The organism is Leifsonia sp. A12D58 (assembly GCF_047530025.1).
In the GTDB taxonomy this organism is placed as follows: Bacteria; Actinomycetota; Actinomycetes; order Actinomycetales; family Microbacteriaceae; genus Cryobacterium.
This window is the reverse complement of record NZ_JBLJAT010000001.1, coordinates 1,133,234-1,154,932: the sequence shown is the minus strand read 5'-3', so window position 1 is coordinate 1,154,932 and position 21,699 is coordinate 1,133,234. Positions and strand designations below refer to the sequence as shown.

Below are 21,699 nucleotides of genomic sequence, written 5' to 3'. Positions count from 1 at the left end.
CCGACTGGACCAACTCTCTAGTATATTTCCCCGCGAGCACCTCGCGGTACGCGTGCTTACGCCAACAGCGCAGTCAGAGACGTTCTGACCCAATTTCGGTAGGCGCCGACGGACCAACCGATGTTGTTCACGAGCGACCGATAGACCTCCGGATGGCCGATCGACCAGAGCGCGGCAGCAGCCTCGTGGTCGGTCAATCCGCTACGCAGACCGTGCAGTGAGCGCAGCGTCGAGGCTGCCTCTCCGTAGTTGTGCAGCCGTCTGGCCGAGCGCCGTTCGTCCCACTCGGCGATGTCGGGGTCGACGGATGCCGCCTGGCCGATGACCTGGTTGATCCGGGCAGTTCGTTGGTTGACCTCGACGAACCAATCAGTCATCACCGTGATCACCTGGCTCGTCGTGCGCGCCTGCGCGACCCTGAAGCGCAGCACGTCGGGTTCGAGGGCGGGCGCTTCCGGACCGACGGCAATGCGGTCGAGGACGACGGAAAGCAGCTCGGCCTTGTTGCCGATCGAGTTGTAGATGGTCTGCACTGCAACGTTCGCTTCACGAGCGATCGCAGAGATTGATGTCTGGATGTAGCCACCGTCGAGCATCAGGTGCGTGGCAGCCGTGATGATGTCGTCGCGAGTGACCGCGCTCTGCATGTCGCGTCGGGACGGCCGTGATTCCGCAAGACTGGACATGTCATTAGCATACCATTCCACTAATTGGACTGCCGCTCCAGTGCGGCTCCAAGGCTGGTATGGATGTCACGCGCATGCCGCTCGGCAGGTTCTTCACGCCCGACCGAGTCCTCACTACATCCCAAAAAGAAACGGCGTGTACCTGCATTTCCATGACTCCTGGAAACACACGTACACGCCGTTTGGTCTGAGGCCAGCTCAGGGTGAAGCGTTTGCTACATGGCGAACCCGAGGGCACGCATCATGTCGCGGCCGTCATCGGTGATCTTTTCGGGACCCCACGGCGGCATCCACACCCAGTTGATGCGGAACTGCTCGACGACACCGTCAAGTGCCTCGGCCGTCTGTTCCTCAAGCACGTCGGTCAGCGGGCAGCCGGCAGACGTCAGAGTCATGTGGATGATGAGAGCGTTGTTCTCGTCATCCCAACCCAGGTCGTAGATGAGACCGAGATCGACGACATTGATGCCAAGCTCGGGATCCATGACGTCTTTGAGCGCTTCTTCGATTTCGTCGTAGCGCGTGGGACTGAGAGTTGAAACCATGCTTCTAGCCTACGTTCGAGGCTTCGAGATAGCGATCGTAGCCCTCGTTTTCGAGGCGATCGGCCAGCTCGGGGCCACCCTGCTCAGCGACGCGTCCGTTGACGAACACGTGCACGAAGTCGGGCTTGATGTAGCGCAGGATGCGCGTGTAGTGCGTGATGAGCAGCACACCGAGGTCGGAGTTTGCCTTCGCACGGTTGACACCCTCTGACACGATCTTCAGCGCGTCGACGTCGAGGCCGGAGTCGGTCTCGTCGAGCACAGCGAACTTGGGCTTCAGGAGCTCGAGCTGCAGGATCTCATGACGCTTCTTCTCTCCACCGGAGAAGCCCTCGTTCACGTTGCGCTCAGCGAAGCTCTTGTCCATACGCAGGTTGGCCATCGACTCGCGAACCTCCTTGATCCAGTGGCGGATCGGGGGCGCCTCGCCGTCGATAGCAGTCTTCGCGGTGCGCAGGAAGTTCGTGACAGACACACCCGGGATCTCAACCGGGTACTGCATTGCGAGGAACACACCGGCACGAGCGCGCTCGTCAACAGTCATCGCGAGTACATCTTCACCATCGAGCAGGATTGAACCGCCCTCGACCTTGTACTTGGGGTGTCCGGCGATTGTGTACGCAAGCGTTGACTTGCCCGAGCCGTTCGGGCCCATGATCGCGTGGATCTCGCCCTGGTTGATGGTCAGGTTGACGCCCCGCAGGATCTGCTTGGTGCCCTGGTCGGTCTCGACACTGACGTGCAGGTCTTTGATCTCAAGAACAGACATGAAATTCACTTTCTTCGTATAAAGATTGGCGTCTGGACGCCGGTGCGCAAGCGCAGGAGTGGGGGAAGGGCTAGACAGCCAGCGTTACTGCCGGGTCAATGTAGACATCGCCATCGACAAGCGAAACCTCGTACACGGGTACCGGCTCGTACGCCGGGAGGGTGATCGGCTTGCCGGTGCGCAGTGCGAACTTCGAACCGTGAGCCCAGCACTCCAGGGTGTCGTCTTCGACGAAACCCTCTGAGAGCGAGATGTCACCGTGGGTACAGGTGTCACCGATAGCGAAGACGTCGCCGGCCGAATCGCGGACGACCGCAATCGACAGACCATCGATCTCAACCTTGACCGCTTCGTTGGGCGTCAGGTCTTCGAGTGCACAGATTTTGACGGATGCCATGATTACTTCACATCCGTTCCGACGAGTTCAGCTTCGATTGCGTCCTGCAGGCGCGCTTCGAGTTCCGGTGAACCGATCTGCTGCACGATCTCGGTGAGGAAGCCACGCACGACGAGGCGCCTGGCTTCGTCTTCCGTGATTCCGCGTGACTGCAGGTAGAAGAGCTGCTCGTCATCGAAACGGCCGGTCGCACTGGCGTGGCCTGCACCGAGGATGTCACCGGTCTCGATCTCAAGGTTTGGGATCGAGTCGGCACGCGTGCCCTCGGTCAGAACCAGGTTGCGGTTCTGCTCATAGCTGTCGGTGCCCGGAGCGCTGTTGCCGATGAGAACGTCACCGATCCAGACGGTGCGTGCGCCCTCGCCCTGCAGCGCACCCTTGTACGTCACACGGCTGCGGCTGTGCGGTGCGTCGTGGTTGACGTATACCTGCTGCTCGAGGTGCTGGCCGGCATCCGCGAAGTAGAGGCCGAGTGCCTCGATGTCCGAGCCAGAGCCCGCGAGGTGGATTGACGGGTTGACCCGCACGATGCTGCCGCCGAGCGACACGACAACGTGCTTAAGCCTGGCATCGCGGCCGACAGAAGCGAAATGGTTAGCCAGCTGAACAGCGGTGTCGTCCCATTCCTGAAGCGTAACGACAGTGAGGTTCGCCGATTCGCCGAGGATGATCTCGACGTTCTCGCTCAGGCGTGCCGAACCATTGTTCTGCAGGATGACAACACCCCGACTGAACGGTTTGGCCTCGATAATGGTGTGGGCAGCGCGGGCGCCTGTGCCGAGTTCGGCACGGACGATCATGATCTCCTTGGCCTCTTCACCGCTGACGGTGATGGCCATGGCCTGCTCGAAGTTGGTCCAGGCGTTGGCTGCTGCGCGCTCTTCAGGCGCACCCGCGGTGCCGATCCGCTTGTCGTCGCGGCCCACCCACTCGACGGTGATGCCGTCGACGTCGGTTGACTGGATCGGGTACGCGGAGCCGTCAAGCTCTCCCCCGGTCAGATCGGTGAATTTACCGACGGGCGAGAGCTTCCAGACTGCTTCGCGACCGGTGACGGCCTCGAAATCATTGACGTCGGTGCTCTTGAACCGTGCGGAGCGAGTCTGAACGGGCACGAACCCGAAGCGACCGTCAGAGTGCTCCTTGATTCCGTGCTGTTCAGATGTGGGCATTGCTTCAGAAGCGTTTTTCAGGGGTGCAGAGGCGGCGGTCATTTAGCCGACGGATCCTTCCATGCCCATTTCGATGAGCTTGTTGAGTTCAAGGGCGTACTCCATCGGGAGCTCCCGGGCGATGGGCTCGATAAAGCCGCGCACGATCATGGCCATGGCCTCGTCTTCAGGCATGCCACGGCTCATCAGGTAGAAGAGCTGCTCTTCGCTCACGCGCGACACTGTCGCCTCGTGGCCGAGCTGCACGTCGTCGACGCGGATGTCGATGGCCGGGTAGGTGTCTGAGCGCGACTGGGTGTCGACAAGCAGCGCGTCGCAACGAACGGTGTTTGCCGAGTGGTGCGCAGCGGCATCCACTCGTACTTCACCGCGGTAACCTGCACGGCCGCCGCCACGGGCGATCGACTTGGAGACGATGGACGACTGCGTGTACGGAGCCATGTGGATCATCTTGGCGCCGGCATCCTGGTGCTGGCCGGGGCCCGCGAATGCGACGGAGAGGGTCTCACCCTTGGCGTGCTCGCCCATCAGGTAGATGGACGGGTACTTCATGGTGACCTTGGAACCGATGTTGCCGTCGATCCACTCCATGGTTGCGCCTTCAGCAGCCGTCGCACGCTTGGTGACCAGGTTGTAGACGTTGTTCGACCAGTTCTGGATCGTCGTGTAGCGAACGCGGGCGTTCTTCTTCACGATGATCTCGACGACTGCCGAGTGCAGCGAGTCCGACTTGTAGATCGGGGCGGTGCAGCCCTCGATGTAGTGAACGTAGCTGCCCTCGTCAGCGATGATCAGGGTGCGCTCGAACTGGCCCATGTTCTCCGTGTTGATACGGAAGTAGGCCTGAAGCGGAATCTCGACGTGCACGCCTGGCGGCACGTAGACGAATGATCCACCTGACCACACAGCGGTGTTGAGCGCAGCGAACTTGTTGTCGCCAGAGGGGATGACAGTACCGAAGTACTCCTCGAAGAACTCCGGGTGCTGCTTGAGCGCCGTGTCGGTGTCCATGAAGATAACGCCCTGAGCTTCGAGCTCTTCGTTGATCTGGTGGTAGACAACCTCAGACTCGTACTGGGCTGCGACGCCCGAGACGAGGCGCTGGCGCTCAGCTTCGGGGATCCCGAGCTTCTCGTAGGTGTTCTTGATGTCGTCTGGCAGGTCGTCCCAGGTCTGGGCCTGCTTCTCTGTCGACCGAACGAAGTACTTAATGTTGTCGAAGTCGATCTCTGAAAGGTCTGCACCCCAGGTCGGCATCGGCTTGCGCTCAAAGAGCTGCAGCGCCTTCTGGCGGCGGTTCAGCATCCATTCCGGTTCGCTCTTAAGCGCCGAAATGTCTGCGACGACCTCCGGTGAAATTCCGCGGCGGGCTGATGCACCGGCCGCGTCAGGGTCTGACCAACCAAACTCGTAGGTACCCAGCCCTTCGAGTTCGGGGCGGTCAAGCAGGACATCCGACATACTTACCTCTTCTCCTATCCACAACAACCCGGATATCAGTCCGGTCATTCCCGGACACGGCTCCATGCGGAGACCCAGTCAGGGAACGGATTGTGTGGACGGCTACATTGCGTACCTAAGATGTTCAAGGACTTACGTCGCGCGTTGCCCAAGAGGCTCATCACGCGCACGATCCATGAAACACCTAATTCTACAGGTTCGATCAGGGTTTAGTAGTGGTCACACGGCGATTTCACATGTCTCAAGCACAAGGAGTTGGAACGGTTGAAGAGGTTATGGGCGATACTGCCCGATCGGGTTGATGTGCGACTTCGCGTAATCGCGTGGATCTACCTCGCTGCCCAGATCCTGTTGGTGGGAACCGGCGGGCTTGTCAGATTGACGAGTTCTGGCCTTGGCTGCCCCACCTGGCCCAAATGCACAGACGATTCACTGGTGAACACCCCGGAGATGGGCATTCACGGAATCATCGAGTTCGGTAACCGCCTGCTGGGTGTCGCACTTGGCTTGGTCGCGATCGCCGCGTTCATCGCCATCCTGCGGGTGCGGAAGACCCGCCCCGACCTGTTCTGGCTGACTCTGCTCGCCGGCCTCGGCATCCCGGCTCAGGCCGTCATCGGCGGCATCAGCGTGCTGACCCAGCTCAACCCGTACGTCGTCGGCTTGCACTTCGTCGTGTCGACGGTTCTGGTCGGCCTGTGCACTGCCTTCGTCCAGCGCACCTACGCCACACCGGGGCCGCGGGTTTCAGCAGTCCCCCGCTGGTACCGCATCGTCACCCACCTCACGAGTTTTGTCGTCGCGATCACCGTGCTCGTCGGCATCATGACAACTGGATCTGGCCCGCACGCCGGCGATGCTGACGCGCCGCGCAACGGTCTCGACTCCGAACTGCTGCAGCACATCCACGCGTGGCCCGCATACACGACGTTTGCGCTCACCCTCGTTTTGGTCGTTGCTGCGTTCCGGCTGCAGCTGCCGACGCGCCTCTGGGTGTCTCTGCTCCTCGCCGTCGAACTCGTACAGATCGCCGTTGGCCTGATCCAGGCAAATCTCGGCCTCCCCGCCTTCCTGGTCGGCATTCATATGGTGCTGGCCTGCACGTTGGTTGCAGCGATGGTCGCCGTGATCCTGAACCTCAAGCAGACGGCAACTGCGACGGATGCCGCGGGCAGCGTCGGATACAACATCGAATCGACGTCAAGCCGCGCCTAGCAGCGTCAGACGTACACAGGGCTGGGCTCCGGCATCCACCGGGACCCAGCCCTTTTCTGTGCTTCGAGTTCACCCCAGCTCAATCGGTCTCTGCGACACGACAACCGTGATTGATGCATAACTCCTGCTGGTCGCACCGCACACGCCGCGACGCACCGACTGTGGGCTGCCCACGCCGTAACGAGCAGGAGTTATGCAGACCAGTGCGGCCGCGGTTGGGCGGCATCCAGTGGCTGGAGTCAAAAAAATGACTCCCGCACAGTGTGCGGGAGTCATTCACAAGTGAGCTGCTGTCGAAGCGGCGCCGATTAGAACGGCAGGAGCGGGTCGACGCCCACGGCGACGAACAGCAACGTGAGGTACGCGATCGAACCGTGGAAGACGCGCATCGGCGACACGTGCTCGTGACGGATTGCCAGGTTGTACAGGCGGTGCGTCTCGTAGATGAACCAGCCACCGGTGACCAGCGCAACGAAGCTGTAGAGCAGGCCCATGTCAGCGACAGGAATCAGCAGAAGCGAGCAGGCGACGGTTGCCCAGGCGTACAGGATGACCTGCAGACCGATCTGGGTACGGCCACGGACGACTGAAAGCATCGGCACACCTGCAGCCTGGTAGTCATCGCGGTACTTCATTGACAGTGGCCAGTAGTGCGGCGGCGTCCAGAGGAAGATGATGGCGAACAGGATGAATGGCGGCCACGACAGGTCGCCGGTCACGGCAGCCCAACCGATGAGTACGGGCATGCAGCCTGCGACGCCACCCCAGATGATGTTCTGGGCGGTACGACGCTTGAGGATGATCGTGTAGAAGACGACATACAGCAGGATGGCAGCCAGCGAGAGGGCTGCTGCGAGCCAGTTCGTGAAGACCAGAAGCCAGAGAATTGAAGCGATTCCGAGCGCCCAGGCGAACACCAGAGCCTGACGGTCGGTCAGCTCACCCGTGACCAGCGGGCGGTCCTTGGTGCGCTTCATGATGCGGTCGATGTCACGATCGATGTAGCAGTTGAAGGCGCCGGCCGAACCTGCGCTGAACGCTCCGCCGATCAGGGTGGCAAGCACCAGCCAGAGGTTAGGGATGCCGCGCTCGGCAAGAATCATCGTCGGCGCGGTGACCACGAGAAGAAGTTCAACGACCCGCGGTTTAGTCAAAGACAGATATGCCTTGAGGGTGTTCCGGAAACTTGTCGATCCGATTGTGGTCCGGGGCTCTACGGCGACGTCCATTGCTCCTCTTACGCGTTGCAGTTTCCCTAATTCTAGGCCATGGAAGCCCGTTGGGTGTTCGCTCTCACACAAGAGCTGAACCACAACGGTTCGTCAGATTCCGACACTGGATGATCGGTGATCCCTATACTGAAGATGCTCGCCAATCATGCGGCTGGATCGCTGCGCCCTCGTGCGCACTCTGCGGCGTCGCTGATATGCCGAAGATGTCTACCGGCGCGCTATACCTCTATTCAGAGAGCGGGTTATAGACGACCTGCCCTCTTTGCACTCAGAAGGGTCAATTTCAAGTGGCAGCATTGCAGTGGGATTCCATTGACAACAAAGCAGTAGACACGGCGCGCATTCTCGCGGCTGACGCAGTTGAGAAGGTCGGAAATGGGCACCCTGGCACAGCCATGAGCCTCGCACCCGCCGCGTACCTCCTCTTCCAGAAGGTCATGCGTCGCGACCCGGCCGACAACGAGTGGATCGGTCGCGACCGCTTCATCCTGTCCGTCGGACACAGCTCGCTCACCCAGTACGTCCAGCTCTACTTCGGCGGTTACGGCCTCGAACTCGACGACCTCAAGGCGCTCCGCACGTGGGGCTCCAAGACTCCTGGACACCCGGAGTACGGCCACACCGACGGTGTTGAGATCACGACTGGTCCTCTCGGCCAGGGCCTCGCCTCCGCCGTTGGCTTCGCATACGCCGCACGCTTCGAGCGTGGCCTGTTCGACCCTGAAGCACCGGCAGGCACCAGCCCGTTCGACCACTTCACCTACGTGATCGCCGGCGACGGCGACCTGCAGGAAGGCGTCACCAGCGAGGCATCATCGCTCGCGGGCCACCAGCAGCTGGGCAACCTGATTGCCATCTACGACAGCAACCAGATCTCCATCGAAGACGACACCAACATCGCCTTCACCGAAGACGTCAAAGCACGCTACGAGGCGTACCACTGGGACGTCCAGGTCGTTGACTGGAAGAAGACCGGCGAGTACGTCGAAGACATCCAGGCACTGAACGACGCTATCGAGGCAGCCAAGGCCGTCACCGACAAGCCGTCGCTCATCATCCTCAAGACCATCATCGGATGGCCGAGCCCGAAGAAGCAGAACTCCGGAAAGATCCACGGTTCAGCTCTCGGTGCAGACGAACTCGCAGCGGTGAAGGAAGTTCTGGGCTTCGACCCAGAGAAGACCTTCGAGGTCGCTGACGAGGTCATCTCCCACACCCGCAAGGCTCTTGTCCGCGGTGCAGAAGAGCACGCAGAGTGGAACGTCGCGTTCGAGGCGTGGGCAACCGCCAACCCCGACAAGAAGGTCCTTCTCGACCGCGTCCTGTCCGGCGAACTGCCGGACGGCGTCGAGGAGGCACTGCCCGTCTTCGAAGGCGGCAAGGAAGTCTCGACTCGCGCAGCATCCGGCAAGGTGCTGAACGCACTCGGCCCAGTCATCCCCGAACTGTGGGGCGGCTCTGCTGACCTCGCAGAGTCGAACAACACCACCATCGAAGGTGCAGCATCCTTCGTACCGGCAGAACACTCCACTGGCGCATGGACGGGTAACGAGTACGGCCGCGTCCTTCACTTCGGTATCCGCGAGCACGCAATGGCCGCGATCCTGAACGGCATCGTGCTGCACGGCAACACCCGTCCGTTCGGCGGAACGTTCCTGATCTTCAGCGACTACATGCGCCCGGCAGTTCGCCTCGCCGCGCTGATGAAGGCACCGTCGATCTTCGTCTGGACCCACGACTCCGTCGCACTCGGCGAAGACGGCCCGACTCACCAGCCGATCGAACAGCTCGCTACGCTGCGCGCGATCCCGGGACTGGATGTTGTTCGCCCCGGTGACGCAAACGAAACCGCCTGGGCCTGGAAGACGATCCTTGAGCGTCGCAACGGACCCGCCGGTATCGCGCTGACCCGTCAGAACATCCCCGTGTACGCACGTGGCGAAGGCGAAGCATCAGGCGATGTCTTCGCATCAGCCAGCAACGTCGCCAAGGGAGCATACGTTCTCGCAGAAGCCGCGAACGGCACGCCTGATGTCATCCTCATCGCCACCGGCTCAGAGGTGCAGCTTGCCGTTGAGGCTCGCGAGGCACTGAAGGCAGATGGCCTCAACGCACGCGTCGTGTCGGCTCCGAGCCTCGAGTGGTTCGAAGAGCAGAGCGCCGAGTACCGTGAGTCGGTTCTGCCGGCATCTATCACCGCTCGGGTATCGGTTGAGGCCGGTATCGCGTTGACATGGAAGAGCTATGTAGGCGACAAGGGTCGCAGCGTATCGATCGAGCACTTCGGTGCATCGGCCGACTACAAGACCCTGTTCCGCGAGTTCGGCATCACCACAGAAGCTGTGGTCGCCGCCGCCAAAGAATCACTCGCAGCGAACTAATCGTCAACTGATTCAGCGGGGGTCGCAACCCGGCCCCCGCAGATTTTTTAGGAGAAACAAAGAACATGACTGAAACATCCCCCCTCGCCCAGCTTTCCGCAGCCGGCGTCAGCATCTGGCTCGACGACCTGTCTCGTGACCGCATCGTTTCCGGTGGTCTGCAGAAGCTCATTGACGAGAAGAACGTCGTCGGCGTCACCACGAACCCGACAATCTTCGCCAGCGCGCTGGCCAACGGCACCTCATACACGGAGCAGGTCACCGCACTCGCTGCAGCCGGCACCAGCGTTCACGACGCCGTCTTCGAGATCACCACGGATGACGTCGCTGCCGCCAGCGACATCTTCCGCCCGATCTACGACCGCACCAACGGTCTCGACGGCCGCGTGTCGATCGAGGTCGAGCCCGGCCTGGCACACGACGCCGCTGGCACTGTCACTCAGGCCGAGCAGCTGTGGGCCAAGGTTGACCGTCCCAACGCCATGATCAAGATCCCCGCAACCGTAGAGGGCCTGGTCGCCATCACCGAGACGATCGCCAAGGGCATCAGCGTCAACGTCACCCTGATCTTCAGCCTCGAGCGTCACCGTCAGGTCATCAACGCATACCTGGCCGGCCTGGAGAAGGCTCACGCCGCAGGCATCGACCTGTCGACCATCCACTCAGTCGCTTCCTTCTTCGTGTCGCGTGTCGACACCGAGATCGACAAGCGCCTTGAGGCCATCGGCACCGATGAGGCTCGTGCGCTCAAGAGCAAGGCAGGCGTGGCCAACGCCCAGCTCGCATACCAGGTCTACGAGCAGGAGTTCGCAAGCGAGCGCGCCCTCGGCCTGATCGCCGCCGGCGCCAACAAGCAGCGTCCGCTCTGGGCCTCGACCGGCGTCAAGTCCGCTGAGCTGCCCGACACCCTGTACGTGACCGAACTGGTTGCCCCTGGCGTTGTCAACACCATGCCGGAGAAGACCATGGAGGCAACGTTCGACCACGGTGTCATCCCGGCCGACTCCATCACCGGTGCATACGCAGAGGCCAACGCAGTGCTCGACGCACTCGCAGCCCTCGGCGTCTCGTACGACGACGTCACGCAGCTACTCGAAGAAGAAGGCGTCGCCAAGTTCATCGTGTCGTGGGGCGAACTGCTCGAGACCGTCACCGCTGCCCTTGACGGTGCCAAGTGAGTTTCCGCATTGCAGTGACCGGTGCGGCGGCTGAAGCCGTTCGCACCACGGTGCCCACACTGGTCGACGACCTCGTCGCATCAGGGATCACGGCCCTCGACCCCGCTTTGTGGGGCCCTGAGGCCGAGGACGAGGCTTCGAAGCGCCTCGGCTGGACAGAGTCCGTTGCGATCTCTCGTCCGCTCGTTGCTGAGATCGTCGCGCTGCGTGAATCACTTCACGCAGCCGGCGTGACCCACATCGCCCTCGCGGGCATGGGCGGATCGTCACTTGCTCCTGAGGTCATCGCGGCAACCGCAGGCGTCGAGCTCACCGTGCTGGATGCTACGGCACCCGGCCAGGTGCTTTCAGCGCTGAAGGACCGTCTCGAGGCAACAGCTCTCGTCGTTTCATCAAAGTCGGGTTCGACTGTCGAAACAGACAGCCAGCGCCGCGTGTTCGAGCGTGCATACCGCGAGGCCGGCATCAACCCGGCCGAGCGCATCATCGTCGTGACCGACCCGGGCTCGCCGCTGGAGGCATCGGCAAACGAGGCCGGATACCGCGTCTTCAACGCCGACCCCACAGTGGGAGGCCGCTACTCGGCGCTCACCGCCTTCGGCCTCGTGCCGTCAGGCCTCGCCGGTGTCGATATCGCCGAGCTGCTCGATGAGGCAGAAGCGATTTCGCTCTCGCTCGCCATCGACTCCCCCGAGAACCCGGGCCTCGTGCTCGGGGCCGCGATCGCGGCAACGTCACCGCGCAGGGACAAGCTCGCCCTCGTCAGTGATGGCACTCACATCGTTGGTTTCCCCGACTGGGCCGAGCAGCTCATCGCTGAATCGACAGGAAAGCTCGGCACTGGAATTCTTCCTGTCGTGCTTGAGAAGGATGCCCCAGAGCTGTCGGAGAACCTGTCCGACCTGCAGCTGGTTCGCATCGTCGACGACGCGGGAGACCAGATCTTCCCGCACGATGACACCGACGAGATCCGCGTCAGCGGCACGTTGGGCGCTCAGTTCCTGGTGTGGGAGTACGCAACCGTGGTTGCCGGACGCCTGCTCGGAATCAACCCGTTCGACCAGCCTGACGTCGAGTCGGCCAAGATTGCAACGCGCGGCCTGCTTGATGCACGCCCCGAACCGCAACCTGCAGCCTTTGTCTCAGACGGCATCGAAGTTCGTGGCACCCCTCACGTGATCGGTGCAGCAAGCGACCTGGCTTCGGCCATCGACGCCCTGCTCGAAGAGCTCGGACCCGACGGTTACGTATCGGTTCAGGCCTACGTCGACCGTCTGGCACTGCCGGAGCTGGCCGAGGTTCGTCCGCTGTTGGCGAAGCTCGCCAAGCGCCCCGTGACCTTCGGCTGGGGACCACGTTTCCTGCACTCAACTGGCCAGTTCCACAAGGGCGGACCCGCCAACGGCGTGTTCCTGCAGATCCTTGCGAAACCGACCGAAGACCTTGACATCCCCGAACGGCCGTTCACCTTCGGTGAGCTCATTGAGGCCCAGGCAAGCGGAGACGCCAGCGTCCTCGCCGGCCAGGGTCGCCCTGTGCTCACTTTGACGCTGACCAACCCTGCAGAGAACGTCACCACCCTGTTCGACGCGCTGCGCTAGCTCACGTCTTAAGAATCAAAAGGAGTTGCATGTCCCCGGTGGAAATTACCCCGGAGTTCAACCCGCTGCGTGCGCCGTCTGACTACCGATTGAATCGCATTGCTGGACCATCCAGCCTTGTGATCTTCGGTGTCACCGGCGACCTGTCGCGTAAAAAACTCATGCCGGCCGTTTACGACCTGGCTAACCGGGGGCTGCTGCCTCCCGGTTTCGCACTCGTCGGTTTCGCTCGTCGCGACTGGGACGACCAGGACTTCATGAAGGAGGTCTACGACGCTGTCAAAGAGCACTCGCGGACCGAATTCATCGAAGAGGTCTGGAACCAGCTCGCTGAGGGCATCCGTTTCGTCTCGGGTACCTTCGACGACGATGCCGCCTTCGAGCGTCTCAAGGAAACCATCGACGAGCTCGACAAGGAGCGCGGGACCATGGGCAACCATGCGTTCTACCTCTCGATCCCGCCGAAGGCATTCCCCACTGTCACCGAACAGCTTCGTCGCTCAGGCCTCGCCGAGCAAAAGGAAGGCCATTGGCGCCGAGTCGTCATTGAAAAGCCGTTCGGTAGCGACCTGAAGACAGCACGCGAGCTGAATGCGGTTGTCGAGTCAGTGTTCCCCGCTGACTCTGTGTTCCGCATCGATCACTATCTCGGTAAAGAGACAGTGCAGAACATTCTGGCGCTGCGTTTCGCTAACCAGCTGTACGAACCGATCTGGAATGCCAACTACGTCGACCACGTGCAGATCACGATGGCCGAAGATATCGGAGTCGGTGGCCGTGCAGGTTACTACGACGGTATCGGCGCAGCGCGCGACGTCATCCAGAACCACCTGCTCCAGTTGCTCGCACTGACAGCGATGGAGGAGCCCATTTCCTTCGATGCTGCAGACCTGCGCACCGAGAAGGAAAAGGTCCTGGCGTCAGTCCGACTTCCTGAAGACCTTGCAACCGGAACCGCTCGGGGCCAGTACGCAGGCGGATGGCAGGGCGGTGAAAAGGTTCTCGGCTTCCTTGAGGAAGACGGCATGGACCCGGAATCCGTGACTGAGACCTATGCCGCACTCCGACTGACCGTCGACACCCGACGCTGGTCTGGCGTTCCGTTCTACCTTCGGGCAGGAAAGCGTCTTGGCCGTCGAGTCACCGAGATCGCAGTCGTCTTCAAGCGCGCACCTCAGTACCTGTTCGAGGAGAGCCAGACGGCCGAACTCGGTCAGAACGCACTCGTCATTCGCGTGCAGCCCGATGAAGGAGTCACGATCCGCTTTGGGTCGAAGGTTCCGGGTGCCGGTATGCAGGTTCGCGACGTGACGATGGACTTCGGTTATGGCCACGCGTTCACCGAGGCCAGCCCCGAAGCGTACGAGCGTCTGATCCTTGACGTGCTCCTGGGTGACCCGCCCCTGTTCCCCCGCCACGAAGAGGTCGAACTCTCGTGGAAGATCCTCGACCCCATCGAGGAATTCTGGGCGACCCAGGGACAGCCGGAGCAGTACCGTCCTGGCACCTGGGGTCCGTCGTCCGCCGATGAACTATTGGCCCGCGATGGCCGCAATTGGAGGCGACCATGATCGTCGATCTGCCCAATACAACTACAGCCAAGATCTCGAAGGCTCTTGTCAGACTGCGCGAAGAGGGCGGCGCTGTCGCCCTCGGTCGTGTTCTGACGCTGGTCATCGCGTGCACGCTCGGTCGCGAGGAAGAAGCGATCGAAGCGGCAAACGATGCCTCACGTGAGCACCCCATGCGTGTGATCGTCTTGTCGACCGCGTCGATTGAAGGTGTTATCGACGAGTCTGTCGAACCGCGGGTCGATGCTGAGATTCGTGTCGGTGGAGATGCCGGCGCCAGCGAAGTGATCCTTCTTCGTGCGTATGGTGCTGCCTCCAGTGACCCGGAGAGCCTGGTTACCGGCCTGTTGCTGCCAGACGCGCCTGTTGTCGCGTGGTGGCCGGCTGAGGCGCCAGAGGTGCCCGCAGCATCGCCACTCGGCCGGATCGCGTACAGACGTGTCACTGACGCGTCTGCGCAGCCCGATCCGCAGGCGGCTATCCACAAGTTGACGTCGTCGTATCGTCCAGGTGACACTGACTTCGCGTGGACGAGACTCACCTTGTGGCGTGCCCAGCTTGCTGCGGTACTCGATCAGCCACCGTACGAGCCTGTTACCGCGATTCAGGTCTCTGGTGCTGCAGATTCACCGTCGACGACGCTTCTTGCAGCATGGCTGCAGTCGGCACTGAAGGTACCGGTGGATTATGAGCTCACCCATGGACCGCTCGCAAACGGTATCCATGGCGTGCACCTCACCCGCGCATCCGGCGTTATCACGCTGGAGCGCGAAGTTCCCGGAATCGCTACGCTCAGTCAGCCGGGCCAGCCGACACAGGACTTGGCGCTCCACCGCCGGAGCCTGCGCGACTGCCTGTCTGACGAACTACGGCGACTCGACCCCGATGAACTGTACGGTGAGGTCATCACCCGCGGCTTGCCCCAGTTGGACAATGCCATCACAGAGCAGGCCGGAGCCTAACGTGACCAACGAACGACGAGTGCTCGTACACCCAGACAAGCAGGCCCTTGCCGGTTCTGTCGCAGCGCGCTTCATCACCAAGACACTCGACATTCTCGATGAGCACGGCGTTGCCAACGTCGTGCTCACCGGCGGGTCTGTCGGCATCGCTGTGCTCGCGGAAATCAATGGCTCGTCAGCCAGGGACACCGTCGACTGGTCGAAGGTGAACTTCTGGTGGGGCGATGAGCGTTGGGTGCCGAAGGCGCACGCCGATCGTAACGAGCTGCAGGCCCGTGAGGCTTTGCTCAACCACATCGAGATTCCCGCCGAGAACATTCACCCGTTCCCGGCATCCGATGAGGGGATGAGCCTCGACGAAGCAGCACTCAGCTACGCGACCGAACTCGAGAGCGCCGCGCCGTATGACGCGCCACTCCCACGGTTCGATATCACGTTCCTCGGCGTCGGGCCCGACGGACATGTTGCGTCACTGTTCCCGCACCAGAGCGGTATCAGGGAGACTGAGACCGCAGTCATCGCAGTGCGCAATTCCCCTAAGCCGCCGGCAGAACGTCTGTCGCTGACCCGCCCTGTACTGAACAGCTCTGAAAGAGTATGGCTGGTACTGGCTGGATCAGATAAGGCGTCGGCCCTCGGGCTGGCCCTGGCCGGAGCGAGCAGGGATGAAGTTCCCGCCGCAGGTATCAAGGGACGTCGCCGCACCGTGTTCTTCGTGGATAAGGAAGCCGCAGCAGAGGTTCCAGAAAACCTCATCGCTCCGACCTACTAACTCTTCGCAGGCATCAAAAAGGCCCAGCTGGATAACTCCGGCTGGGCCTTTTAGGCTGAAACAGGTTGGTACTAGTTCGTCGGGGTCAGCTTGCCACGACGGATGCGGAGCTGCTCGAGAGCGTCAGCAAGAAGCGACTCAGCCTCCTCTTCGGTACGACGTTCCTTGACGTACGCGAGGTGGGTCTTGTATGGCTCAAGCTTGGCAACCGACGGCGGGTTTTCCTTGTCGCGGCCGGCCGGCAGGCCTGACGACGGGCTGTCGATGGTCTCGGGAATCTCTTCGTCAGGAAGGTTCGCCGCAAAGTAACGCACTGTCTCGTTGCCGAGTGCGTCCCAGTACGAAACCTTGATGCGGTCCGCGTGGAAACCGCGGTCCTGCTCCCCCATGGGGCCTGCTCCTACGCGAGATCCTCGAATTGCGCTGCCACCAGATGCCATTGTGTTCCTCCGTAAATAAGAACGGTCAGTTCGGGTAACTGACCAAAAATGCTAAAGCTGAATCAGGCGCCGGTGTCGAACTTGGTAATGAGACCAAGCACAATGATGCTTGCAATCCAGACCAGTCCGAGGATGACGGTGATGCGATTGAGGTTGCGCTCGGCGACGCCTGAGGCGCCGAGGTTCGACGTTACACCGCCACCGAACATGTCGGAGAGGCCGCCTCCCCTACCCTTGTGCAACAGAATGAGCATGGTGAGCAAGAGACTCGTCACTCCGAGAACAACCTGCATCACAACCTGGAGAATATCCACGCGAACCTTTCACAATGGGTGGGCTCACAGGCGCCACCAAGAACACTGGCAATTATAGCCTGACGCGCAGCCCCACCGAGGGACTGCGCGTCAGGAACAAGCAACTGGGGTTACAGAGCGACGTGCTTCTGGTACCTGACGATGCTGGAGAACTCTGCAATATCGAGGCTCGCACCGCCGACAAGTGCGCCATCGACGTTCGGCTCGCGCATGAAGCCGGCGATGTTGCTGCCCTTCACTGAGCCGCCATAGAGGATGCGGGTCTTGCCCGCGACGTCCTGACCCAGCGTTTCGCTGAGTACGGCGCGCAGTGCAGCAGCGACCTGCTCGGCCTGCTCGGGTGTCGCGGCCTGACCTGAACCAATGGCCCAGACGGGCTCGTAAGCAACGACGATGTCTGCTGCATTCGACACGCCGGCAAGTGCCGCGCGCAGCTGGGCGACGGGCACGGCGCTCGGGCCGTGGGTCTCCAGGTCTTCGGCAGTCTCGCCCACGCAGATGATCGGAGACAGGTTGTGCTTGATTGCTGCTGCAACCTTCGCGGCAACCACTGCATCGGACTCACCGTGCAGCGTGCGACGCTCGGAGTGACCGATGATCACGTAGCGGCACTCAAGCTGAGACAGGAAAGCGCCGGAGATTTCGCCGGTGTACGCACCGGAATCGTGCTCTGAGACATCCTGGGCACCGTAGGCAAGCTGAAGCTTGTCTGCAGAGATGAGGGTTTGCACCGAACGAAGGTCGGTAAACGGCGGGAACACCGCGGCTTCGACAGCCGTGAAGTCGTGTCCTGCGTCTTTGAGGTTCCAGGCGAGCTTCTGCACGAAAGCGATGGCCTGGAGGTGGTCCAGGTTCATCTTCCAGTTGCCCGCGATGAGCGGTGTGCGCCTGGGGTTAATTGTTACTGCCATCCGAGGACCTCCAGTCCTGGCAGACGCTTTCCCTCGAGGAACTCGAGGCTTGCGCCGCCGCCGGTAGAAATGTGACCGAACTGGTCATCGTTGAAGCCGAGAATTCGTACGGCCGCGGCTGAATCGCCACCGCCGACAACACTGAGACCGTCGACCTCGGTGAGCGCAGCGGCAACCGTGCGGGTGCCCGCTGCGAATGGTTCGAGTTCGAATACGCCCATTGGGCCGTTCCAGAACACTGTCTTTGATGCACGAATGATCTCGGCGAACGCTGCTGCGGTGTCGGGCCCGATGTCGAGACCCAGACCTGAAGCACCGAATGGGGTGTCTTCAATTGCGTCGGCTGCCGTGACAACGACGTCTGCGTCTGCTCCGAACTTGGAGGCAACGACGACGTCGGTCGGCAGGACGATCTTCACGCCGAGACGGTCGGCCTCAGCGAGGTAGCCGCGCACAGTGTCGAGCTGGTCTGATTCGAGCAGGCTGGACCCGACCTTGTATCCCTGGGCTGCCAGGAAGGTGAACAGCATGCCGCCACCGATGAGCAACGAGTTGACGCGGGGAAGCAGGTGCCCGATCACGCCGAGCTTGTCAGACACCTTCGAGCCACCGAGCACGACAGCGTACGGAGCCTCGGGGCTCTCGGTCAGGCGATCGAGCACGTCGAGTTCTGCAGCGATCAGCAGGCCGGCAGCACTCGGAAGCGTTGAAGCGAGTTCGTAGACGCTGGCCTGCTTACGGTGCACGACACCGAAGCCGTCTGACACCATGACATCGCCGAGTTCGGCGAGCTGGTCAGCGAAAGCCTGGCGTTCGGCGGCGTCTTTGCTGGTCTCCCCCGCGTTGAAACGCAGGTTCTCCAGAACAACGAGCTGACCGTCTGCTAGCGCAGAAACAGCGGCAGAGGCTGCTTCGCCGACGGTGTCTGCGGCAAAGGCGACAGGCTGCTCGAGAAGTTCACCCAGTCGTACGGCCACGGGAGCGAGGCTGTACTTCGGGTTCGGCTCACCATCAGGGCGACCAAGGTGGGAGATGACTACCACCTTGGCGCCCTGGGCAAGCAGTGCTTTCAGAGTTGGCAGAGACGCCCGCACGCGGCCGTCGTCGGTGATCTGACCGTCGCTCAAAGGGACGTTCAGATCACACCTGACGATGACGCGCTTGCCGTGGAGCGAGCCCAACGATTCAATAGTGCGAAGCGTCACTGCAATCTCCCTGTTTAGAGCTTCTCGGCGACGAACACGGTGAGGTCAACCAGGCGGTTGGAGTATCCCCACTCGTTGTCGTACCAGGAAGCGACCTTGACCTGGTCTCCGATGACCTTGGTGAGCCCGGCGTCGAAGATCGACGAGTGCGGGTCACCAACGATGTCGCTGGAAACGATCGGGTCTTCGGTGTAGCTCAGGATGCCCTTGAGGGGGCCCTCAGCTGCAGCCTTGTACGCTGCGTTGACTTCTTCAACCGTGACCGGGCGTGATGCCGTCAGGGTGAGGTCGGTGATCGAGCCGGTCGGGACCGGAACGCGCAGCGCGTATCCGTCGAGCTTGCCGAGCAACTCGGGGATGACGAGGCCGAGCGCCTTGGCAGCACCGGTTGACGTCGGGATGATGTTTGCAGCAGCTGCACGGGCGCGACGAAGGTCGTTGTGCGGGCCATCCTGCAGGTTCTGGTCAGCGGTGTACGCGTGAACCGTCGTCATCAGGCCGCGCTCGATGCCGAAGTTGTCAAGGAAGACCTTGGCAAGCGGAGCAAGGCAGTTCGTGGTGCACGATGCGTTCGAGATGACGTCGTTGACTGCGGAGTCGTAGGTGTCTTCGTTCACGCCGAGAACCAAGGTGGCGACGTTCTCGCCGGTTGCCGGAGCTGAAACGAGGACCTTCTTGGCGCCTGCAGCGATGTGCTTGCGAGCAAGCTCTGCCTTGGTGAAGAAACCCGTCGACTCAATGACGATGTCGACACCCAGCTCGCCCCACGGGAGGTTGGCCGGATCGCGGTCCGCGAGGACCTTGATGCGCTTGCCGTCGACAACGATGGTGTCGCCGTCGAGCTCAACCGTTGCGTCCAGGCGACCGGTGATGGTGTCGTACTTCAGGAGGTGGGCGAGGGTCTTCGGGTCAGTCAGATCGTTGACGGCAACGATCTCGATGTCGGCGCCCTTGGCAAGCGCTGCCCTGAAGAAGTTACGGCCGATACGGCCGAATCCGTTGATACCGATCTTTACGGTCACGAGTGACTCCTGTTGCTAAATGGCGCCGGCGGCGCGTTTATTTTATATGGGTATAAAAGAACGGACGGCGGTGTCCTGCGGATGGTTCTGTAGCAGGACACCATCCCGCTATGACAGTAGCAGCAGCCCGTTGGTCTTCTCACGCGCAACGGAGAAGCGGTCCTGGACGTTTGCCCAGTCCACAATGTTCCAGAATGCCTTGACGTAGTCGGCGCGCACGTTGCGGTAGTCGAGGTAGTACGCGTGCTCCCAGACATCGAGCATCAGCACGGGCACGAGGCCGGCAGCGAAGTTTGACTGCTGGTCGAAGAACTGCTGGATGATGAGGCGCTGGCCGATGGAGTCCCAGGCGAGCACAGCCCAGCCGGAACCCTGAACGCCGAGTGCTGCAGCGGTGAAGTGAGCCTGGAACTTGTCGAACGAACCGAAGTTGTCGTCAATAGCGCTGGCCAGTTCGCCGGTCGGCTTGTCGCCGCCGTTCGGGGACATGTTCGTCCAGAAGATCGAGTGGTTCACGTGACCACCGAGGTTGAACGCGAGGTCCTTCTCGAGCTTGTTGACATTGGCCAGGTTGCCTGAATCGCGAGCCTCGGCAAGCTGTGCAAGCGCGGTGTTCGCGCCGGTGACGTAAGCCTGGTGGTGCTTACCGTGGTGGAGCTCCATAATCGCTCCGCTGATGCTCGGCTCAAGGGCCGAGTAGTCATAGGGCAATTCGGGCAGCGTGTAATCAGCCATAGCGTATCTCCTCTATCGGTTGCCGGCTTGAGGCGTCTGAGCGCCCAGGCACCGGCGGGTTGAGCGACTTTTCGAGTCTACTCAGGTCATATGGATGCGGGGTGGGTGCGTGCCTTAAACGTCGTCGAGATCTGCAGGCAGGTTTGCATCGGTGCCCGGGATGTCCAGGTCTGCTGCCTTCTTGTCTGCCATCGCGAGCAGCCGTCTGATCCGGCCTGCAACTGCATCCTTGGTCATGGGTGGGTCGGCGTGGTGACCGAGCTCGTCAAGACTTGAATCGCGGAAGCGCAGACGCAGATCGCCCGCATACCGCAGGTGCTCCGGGATGTCATCGGCAAGGATCTCCATCGCGCGCTCCACCCGTGCGCAGGCCGCAACTGCAGCCTGTGCCGAGCGGCGCAGGTTCGCGTCGTCGAAGTTCACCAGGCGGTTGGCCGTGGCACGCACTTCACGGCGCTGGCGAAGCTCTTCCCAGTTCAGGACTGTCTCCTGAGCGCCCATGCGCACCAGCATCGCGCTGATGGCCTCACCGTCACGGATGACGACGCGGTGAACGCCACGAACCTCGCGGGCCTTCGCCGCGATGCCCAGACGGCCAGCTGCGCCGACCAGGGCCATCGCCGCTTCGTTCCCTGGGCACATGATCTCGAGTGCAGCTGAGCGGCCTGGATCGGTGAGGGTTCCCTGGGCGAGGAATGCACCGCGCCAGACGGCCGACACTTCTTCTTTCGTGCCGGTGGTCAGACGGTTCGGCAGACCACGGATGGGTCGACGACGTGCGTCGAGCAGGCCGGTCTGCCTGGCCAGCGTCTCGCCACCGTCGAGGACGCGCACGAGATAGTGGTTGGTGCGGCGGAGACCGCTCGCAGGGATGACTGTTGCAACGCTTCGCACGCCGTACAGCTCTGCAAGGTCTTTGCGAACGCGACGGGCAAGGATTGCGGTGTCGAGTTCAGACTCGACGGCGATACGACCTGAGATCAGGTGCAGTCCACCAGAGAAACGAAGAATCGTCGCGAGTTCGGCTGCTCGCACAGTTGTTTTTGATACCTCAACACGAGATAGCTCGTCTTTGACGTCGGCGGTGAGTGCCAATCGTGTTTCCATTCTGTTTTCCGCCCTTGTGGGGC

At 61.7% G+C, this 21,699-nt stretch carries 21 protein-coding genes; 7 read left to right on the top strand and 14 right to left on the bottom strand.

What is annotated here, in order from left to right:
• Nucleotides 1–56: 56 nt before the first annotated feature.
• The 6 genes from ACMT3I_RS05585 to sufB form a co-directional block, all read right to left on the bottom strand.
• Nucleotides 57–686: a TetR/AcrR family transcriptional regulator gene (locus ACMT3I_RS05585; RefSeq protein ID WP_414803438.1), complete on the bottom strand. Its 630-nt coding sequence runs from the start codon at nucleotides 684–686 to the stop codon at nucleotides 57–59.
• Nucleotides 687–901: 215 nt separating this feature from the next.
• Nucleotides 902–1,231 (bottom strand): metal-sulfur cluster assembly factor, encoded by a 330-nt coding sequence (locus ACMT3I_RS05580; RefSeq protein WP_414803437.1) that lies wholly within the window; start codon nucleotides 1,229–1,231, stop codon nucleotides 902–904.
• A 4-nt stretch (nucleotides 1,232–1,235) separates the two neighbouring features.
• A complete protein-coding gene (gene sufC / locus ACMT3I_RS05575; RefSeq protein ID WP_414803436.1) occupies nucleotides 1,236–2,000 on the bottom strand; it encodes a Fe-S cluster assembly ATPase SufC in 765 nt (254 codons plus the stop codon).
• Nucleotides 2,001–2,070: 70 nt separating this feature from the next.
• A complete protein-coding gene (locus tag ACMT3I_RS05570; RefSeq protein ID WP_414803435.1) occupies nucleotides 2,071–2,397 on the bottom strand; it encodes a non-heme iron oxygenase ferredoxin subunit in 327 nt (108 codons plus the stop codon).
• 2 nt (nucleotides 2,398–2,399) lie between these two features.
• Nucleotides 2,400–3,569, bottom strand: a complete 1,170-nt coding sequence (gene sufD / locus ACMT3I_RS05565; RefSeq protein WP_414803434.1) for a Fe-S cluster assembly protein SufD — start codon at nucleotides 3,567–3,569, stop codon at nucleotides 2,400–2,402.
• A 42-nt stretch (nucleotides 3,570–3,611) separates the two neighbouring features.
• Entirely contained in the window at nucleotides 3,612–5,030 is a 1,419-nt protein-coding gene (sufB, locus tag ACMT3I_RS05560) for a Fe-S cluster assembly protein SufB (RefSeq protein WP_414803532.1), read from the bottom strand.
• Between the two features lie 264 nt (nucleotides 5,031–5,294).
• Here sufB and ACMT3I_RS05555 point away from each other — a divergent pair, with 264 nt between their 5' ends.
• Entirely contained in the window at nucleotides 5,295–6,245 is a 951-nt protein-coding gene (locus tag ACMT3I_RS05555; protein WP_414803433.1) for a COX15/CtaA family protein, read from the top strand.
• A gap of 308 nt (nucleotides 6,246–6,553) precedes the next feature.
• Here ACMT3I_RS05555 and ACMT3I_RS05550 read toward each other — a convergent pair whose 3' ends face one another.
• Nucleotides 6,554–7,474 carry a heme o synthase gene (locus tag ACMT3I_RS05550; RefSeq protein ID WP_414803432.1) on the bottom strand — a complete coding sequence of 307 codons (921 nt, stop codon included), beginning with the start codon at nucleotides 7,472–7,474 and terminating at the stop codon, nucleotides 6,554–6,556.
• 290 nt (nucleotides 7,475–7,764) lie between these two features.
• Here ACMT3I_RS05550 and tkt point away from each other — a divergent pair, with 290 nt between their 5' ends.
• The 6 genes from tkt (at nucleotide 7,765) to pgl (ending at nucleotide 15,942) form a co-directional block, all read left to right on the top strand.
• Nucleotides 7,765–9,858 (top strand): transketolase, encoded by a 2,094-nt coding sequence (gene tkt, locus ACMT3I_RS05545; protein ID WP_414803431.1) that lies wholly within the window; start codon nucleotides 7,765–7,767, stop codon nucleotides 9,856–9,858.
• A 65-nt stretch (nucleotides 9,859–9,923) separates the two neighbouring features.
• Nucleotides 9,924–11,036: a transaldolase gene (gene tal, locus ACMT3I_RS05540; protein WP_414803430.1), complete on the top strand. Its 1,113-nt coding sequence runs from the start codon at nucleotides 9,924–9,926 to the stop codon at nucleotides 11,034–11,036.
• A complete protein-coding gene (locus ACMT3I_RS05535; protein WP_414803429.1) occupies nucleotides 11,033–12,637 on the top strand; it encodes a glucose-6-phosphate isomerase in 1,605 nt (534 codons plus the stop codon). The genes tal and ACMT3I_RS05535 overlap by 4 nt, the downstream gene beginning before the upstream one ends.
• Before the next feature lie 29 nt (nucleotides 12,638–12,666).
• A complete protein-coding gene (gene zwf / locus ACMT3I_RS05530) occupies nucleotides 12,667–14,208 on the top strand; it encodes a glucose-6-phosphate dehydrogenase (RefSeq protein WP_414803428.1) in 1,542 nt (513 codons plus the stop codon).
• Complete coding sequence (locus tag ACMT3I_RS05525) at nucleotides 14,205–15,170, top strand: glucose-6-phosphate dehydrogenase assembly protein OpcA (protein WP_414803427.1); 966 nt, start codon at nucleotides 14,205–14,207, stop codon at nucleotides 15,168–15,170. Before zwf ends, ACMT3I_RS05525 begins: the two co-directional genes overlap by 4 nt.
• A gap of 1 nt (nucleotide 15,171) precedes the next feature.
• Complete coding sequence (gene pgl / locus ACMT3I_RS05520; RefSeq protein ID WP_414803426.1) at nucleotides 15,172–15,942, top strand: 6-phosphogluconolactonase; 771 nt, start codon at nucleotides 15,172–15,174, stop codon at nucleotides 15,940–15,942.
• 71 nt (nucleotides 15,943–16,013) lie between these two features.
• Here pgl and ACMT3I_RS05515 read toward each other — a convergent pair whose 3' ends face one another.
• The 7 genes from ACMT3I_RS05515 to whiA all read right to left on the bottom strand — a co-directional run bounded on the left by ACMT3I_RS05515 (nucleotide 16,014) and on the right by whiA (nucleotide 21,664).
• Nucleotides 16,014–16,382, bottom strand: coding sequence for an RNA polymerase-binding protein RbpA (locus ACMT3I_RS05515; RefSeq protein ID WP_414803425.1), 369 nt, complete (start codon nucleotides 16,380–16,382; stop codon nucleotides 16,014–16,016).
• A 62-nt stretch (nucleotides 16,383–16,444) separates the two neighbouring features.
• Nucleotides 16,445–16,696 (bottom strand): preprotein translocase subunit SecG, encoded by a 252-nt coding sequence (gene secG, locus ACMT3I_RS05510; protein WP_414803424.1) that lies wholly within the window; start codon nucleotides 16,694–16,696, stop codon nucleotides 16,445–16,447.
• Nucleotides 16,697–16,806: 110 nt separating this feature from the next.
• On the bottom strand, nucleotides 16,807–17,607 hold the full coding sequence (gene tpiA / locus ACMT3I_RS05505) for a triose-phosphate isomerase (RefSeq protein WP_414803423.1): 801 nt from the start codon (nucleotides 17,605–17,607) through the stop codon (nucleotides 16,807–16,809).
• Nucleotides 17,598–18,812 carry a phosphoglycerate kinase gene (locus tag ACMT3I_RS05500; RefSeq protein WP_414803422.1) on the bottom strand — a complete coding sequence of 405 codons (1,215 nt, stop codon included), beginning with the start codon at nucleotides 18,810–18,812 and terminating at the stop codon, nucleotides 17,598–17,600. Before ACMT3I_RS05500 ends, tpiA begins: the two co-directional genes overlap by 10 nt.
• Nucleotides 18,813–18,826: 14 nt before the next feature.
• On the bottom strand, nucleotides 18,827–19,834 hold the full coding sequence (gap, locus tag ACMT3I_RS05495; protein ID WP_414803421.1) for a type I glyceraldehyde-3-phosphate dehydrogenase: 1,008 nt from the start codon (nucleotides 19,832–19,834) through the stop codon (nucleotides 18,827–18,829).
• Between the two features lie 108 nt (nucleotides 19,835–19,942).
• On the bottom strand, nucleotides 19,943–20,569 hold the full coding sequence (locus tag ACMT3I_RS05490; RefSeq protein WP_414803420.1) for a superoxide dismutase: 627 nt from the start codon (nucleotides 20,567–20,569) through the stop codon (nucleotides 19,943–19,945).
• Between the two features lie 114 nt (nucleotides 20,570–20,683).
• Nucleotides 20,684–21,664: a DNA-binding protein WhiA gene (gene whiA, locus ACMT3I_RS05485; RefSeq protein ID WP_414803531.1), complete on the bottom strand. Its 981-nt coding sequence runs from the start codon at nucleotides 21,662–21,664 to the stop codon at nucleotides 20,684–20,686.
• Nucleotides 21,665–21,699 lie beyond the last annotated feature (35 nt).

Bases quoted from the DNA above. Each gene is read 5' to 3' on its own strand.
- ACMT3I_RS05585 (WP_414803438.1), bottom strand. From the start codon at position 686: ATGTCCAGTCTTGCGGAATCACGGCCGTCCCGACGCGACATGCAGAGC.
- ACMT3I_RS05580 (WP_414803437.1), bottom strand. From the start codon at position 1,231: ATGGTTTCAACTCTCAGTCCCACGCGCTACGACGAAATCGAAGAAGCG.
- sufC (WP_414803436.1), bottom strand. From the start codon at position 2,000: ATGTCTGTTCTTGAGATCAAAGACCTGCACGTCAGTGTCGAGACCGAC.
- ACMT3I_RS05570 (WP_414803435.1), bottom strand. From the start codon at position 2,397: ATGGCATCCGTCAAAATCTGTGCACTCGAAGACCTGACGCCCAACGAA.
- sufD (WP_414803434.1), bottom strand. From the start codon at position 3,569: ATGCCCACATCTGAACAGCACGGAATCAAGGAGCACTCTGACGGTCGC.
- sufB (WP_414803532.1), bottom strand. From the start codon at position 5,030: ATGTCGGATGTCCTGCTTGACCGCCCCGAACTCGAAGGGCTGGGTACC.
- ACMT3I_RS05550 (WP_414803432.1), bottom strand. From the start codon at position 7,474: ATGGACGTCGCCGTAGAGCCCCGGACCACAATCGGATCGACAAGTTTC.
- tal (WP_414803430.1), top strand. From the start codon at position 9,924: ATGACTGAAACATCCCCCCTCGCCCAGCTTTCCGCAGCCGGCGTCAGC.
- zwf (WP_414803428.1), top strand. From the start codon at position 12,667: ATGTCCCCGGTGGAAATTACCCCGGAGTTCAACCCGCTGCGTGCGCCG.
- ACMT3I_RS05525 (WP_414803427.1), top strand. From the start codon at position 14,205: ATGATCGTCGATCTGCCCAATACAACTACAGCCAAGATCTCGAAGGCT.
- ACMT3I_RS05515 (WP_414803425.1), bottom strand. From the start codon at position 16,382: ATGGCATCTGGTGGCAGCGCAATTCGAGGATCTCGCGTAGGAGCAGGC.
- tpiA (WP_414803423.1), bottom strand. From the start codon at position 17,607: ATGGCAGTAACAATTAACCCCAGGCGCACACCGCTCATCGCGGGCAAC.
- ACMT3I_RS05490 (WP_414803420.1), bottom strand. From the start codon at position 20,569: ATGGCTGATTACACGCTGCCCGAATTGCCCTATGACTACTCGGCCCTT.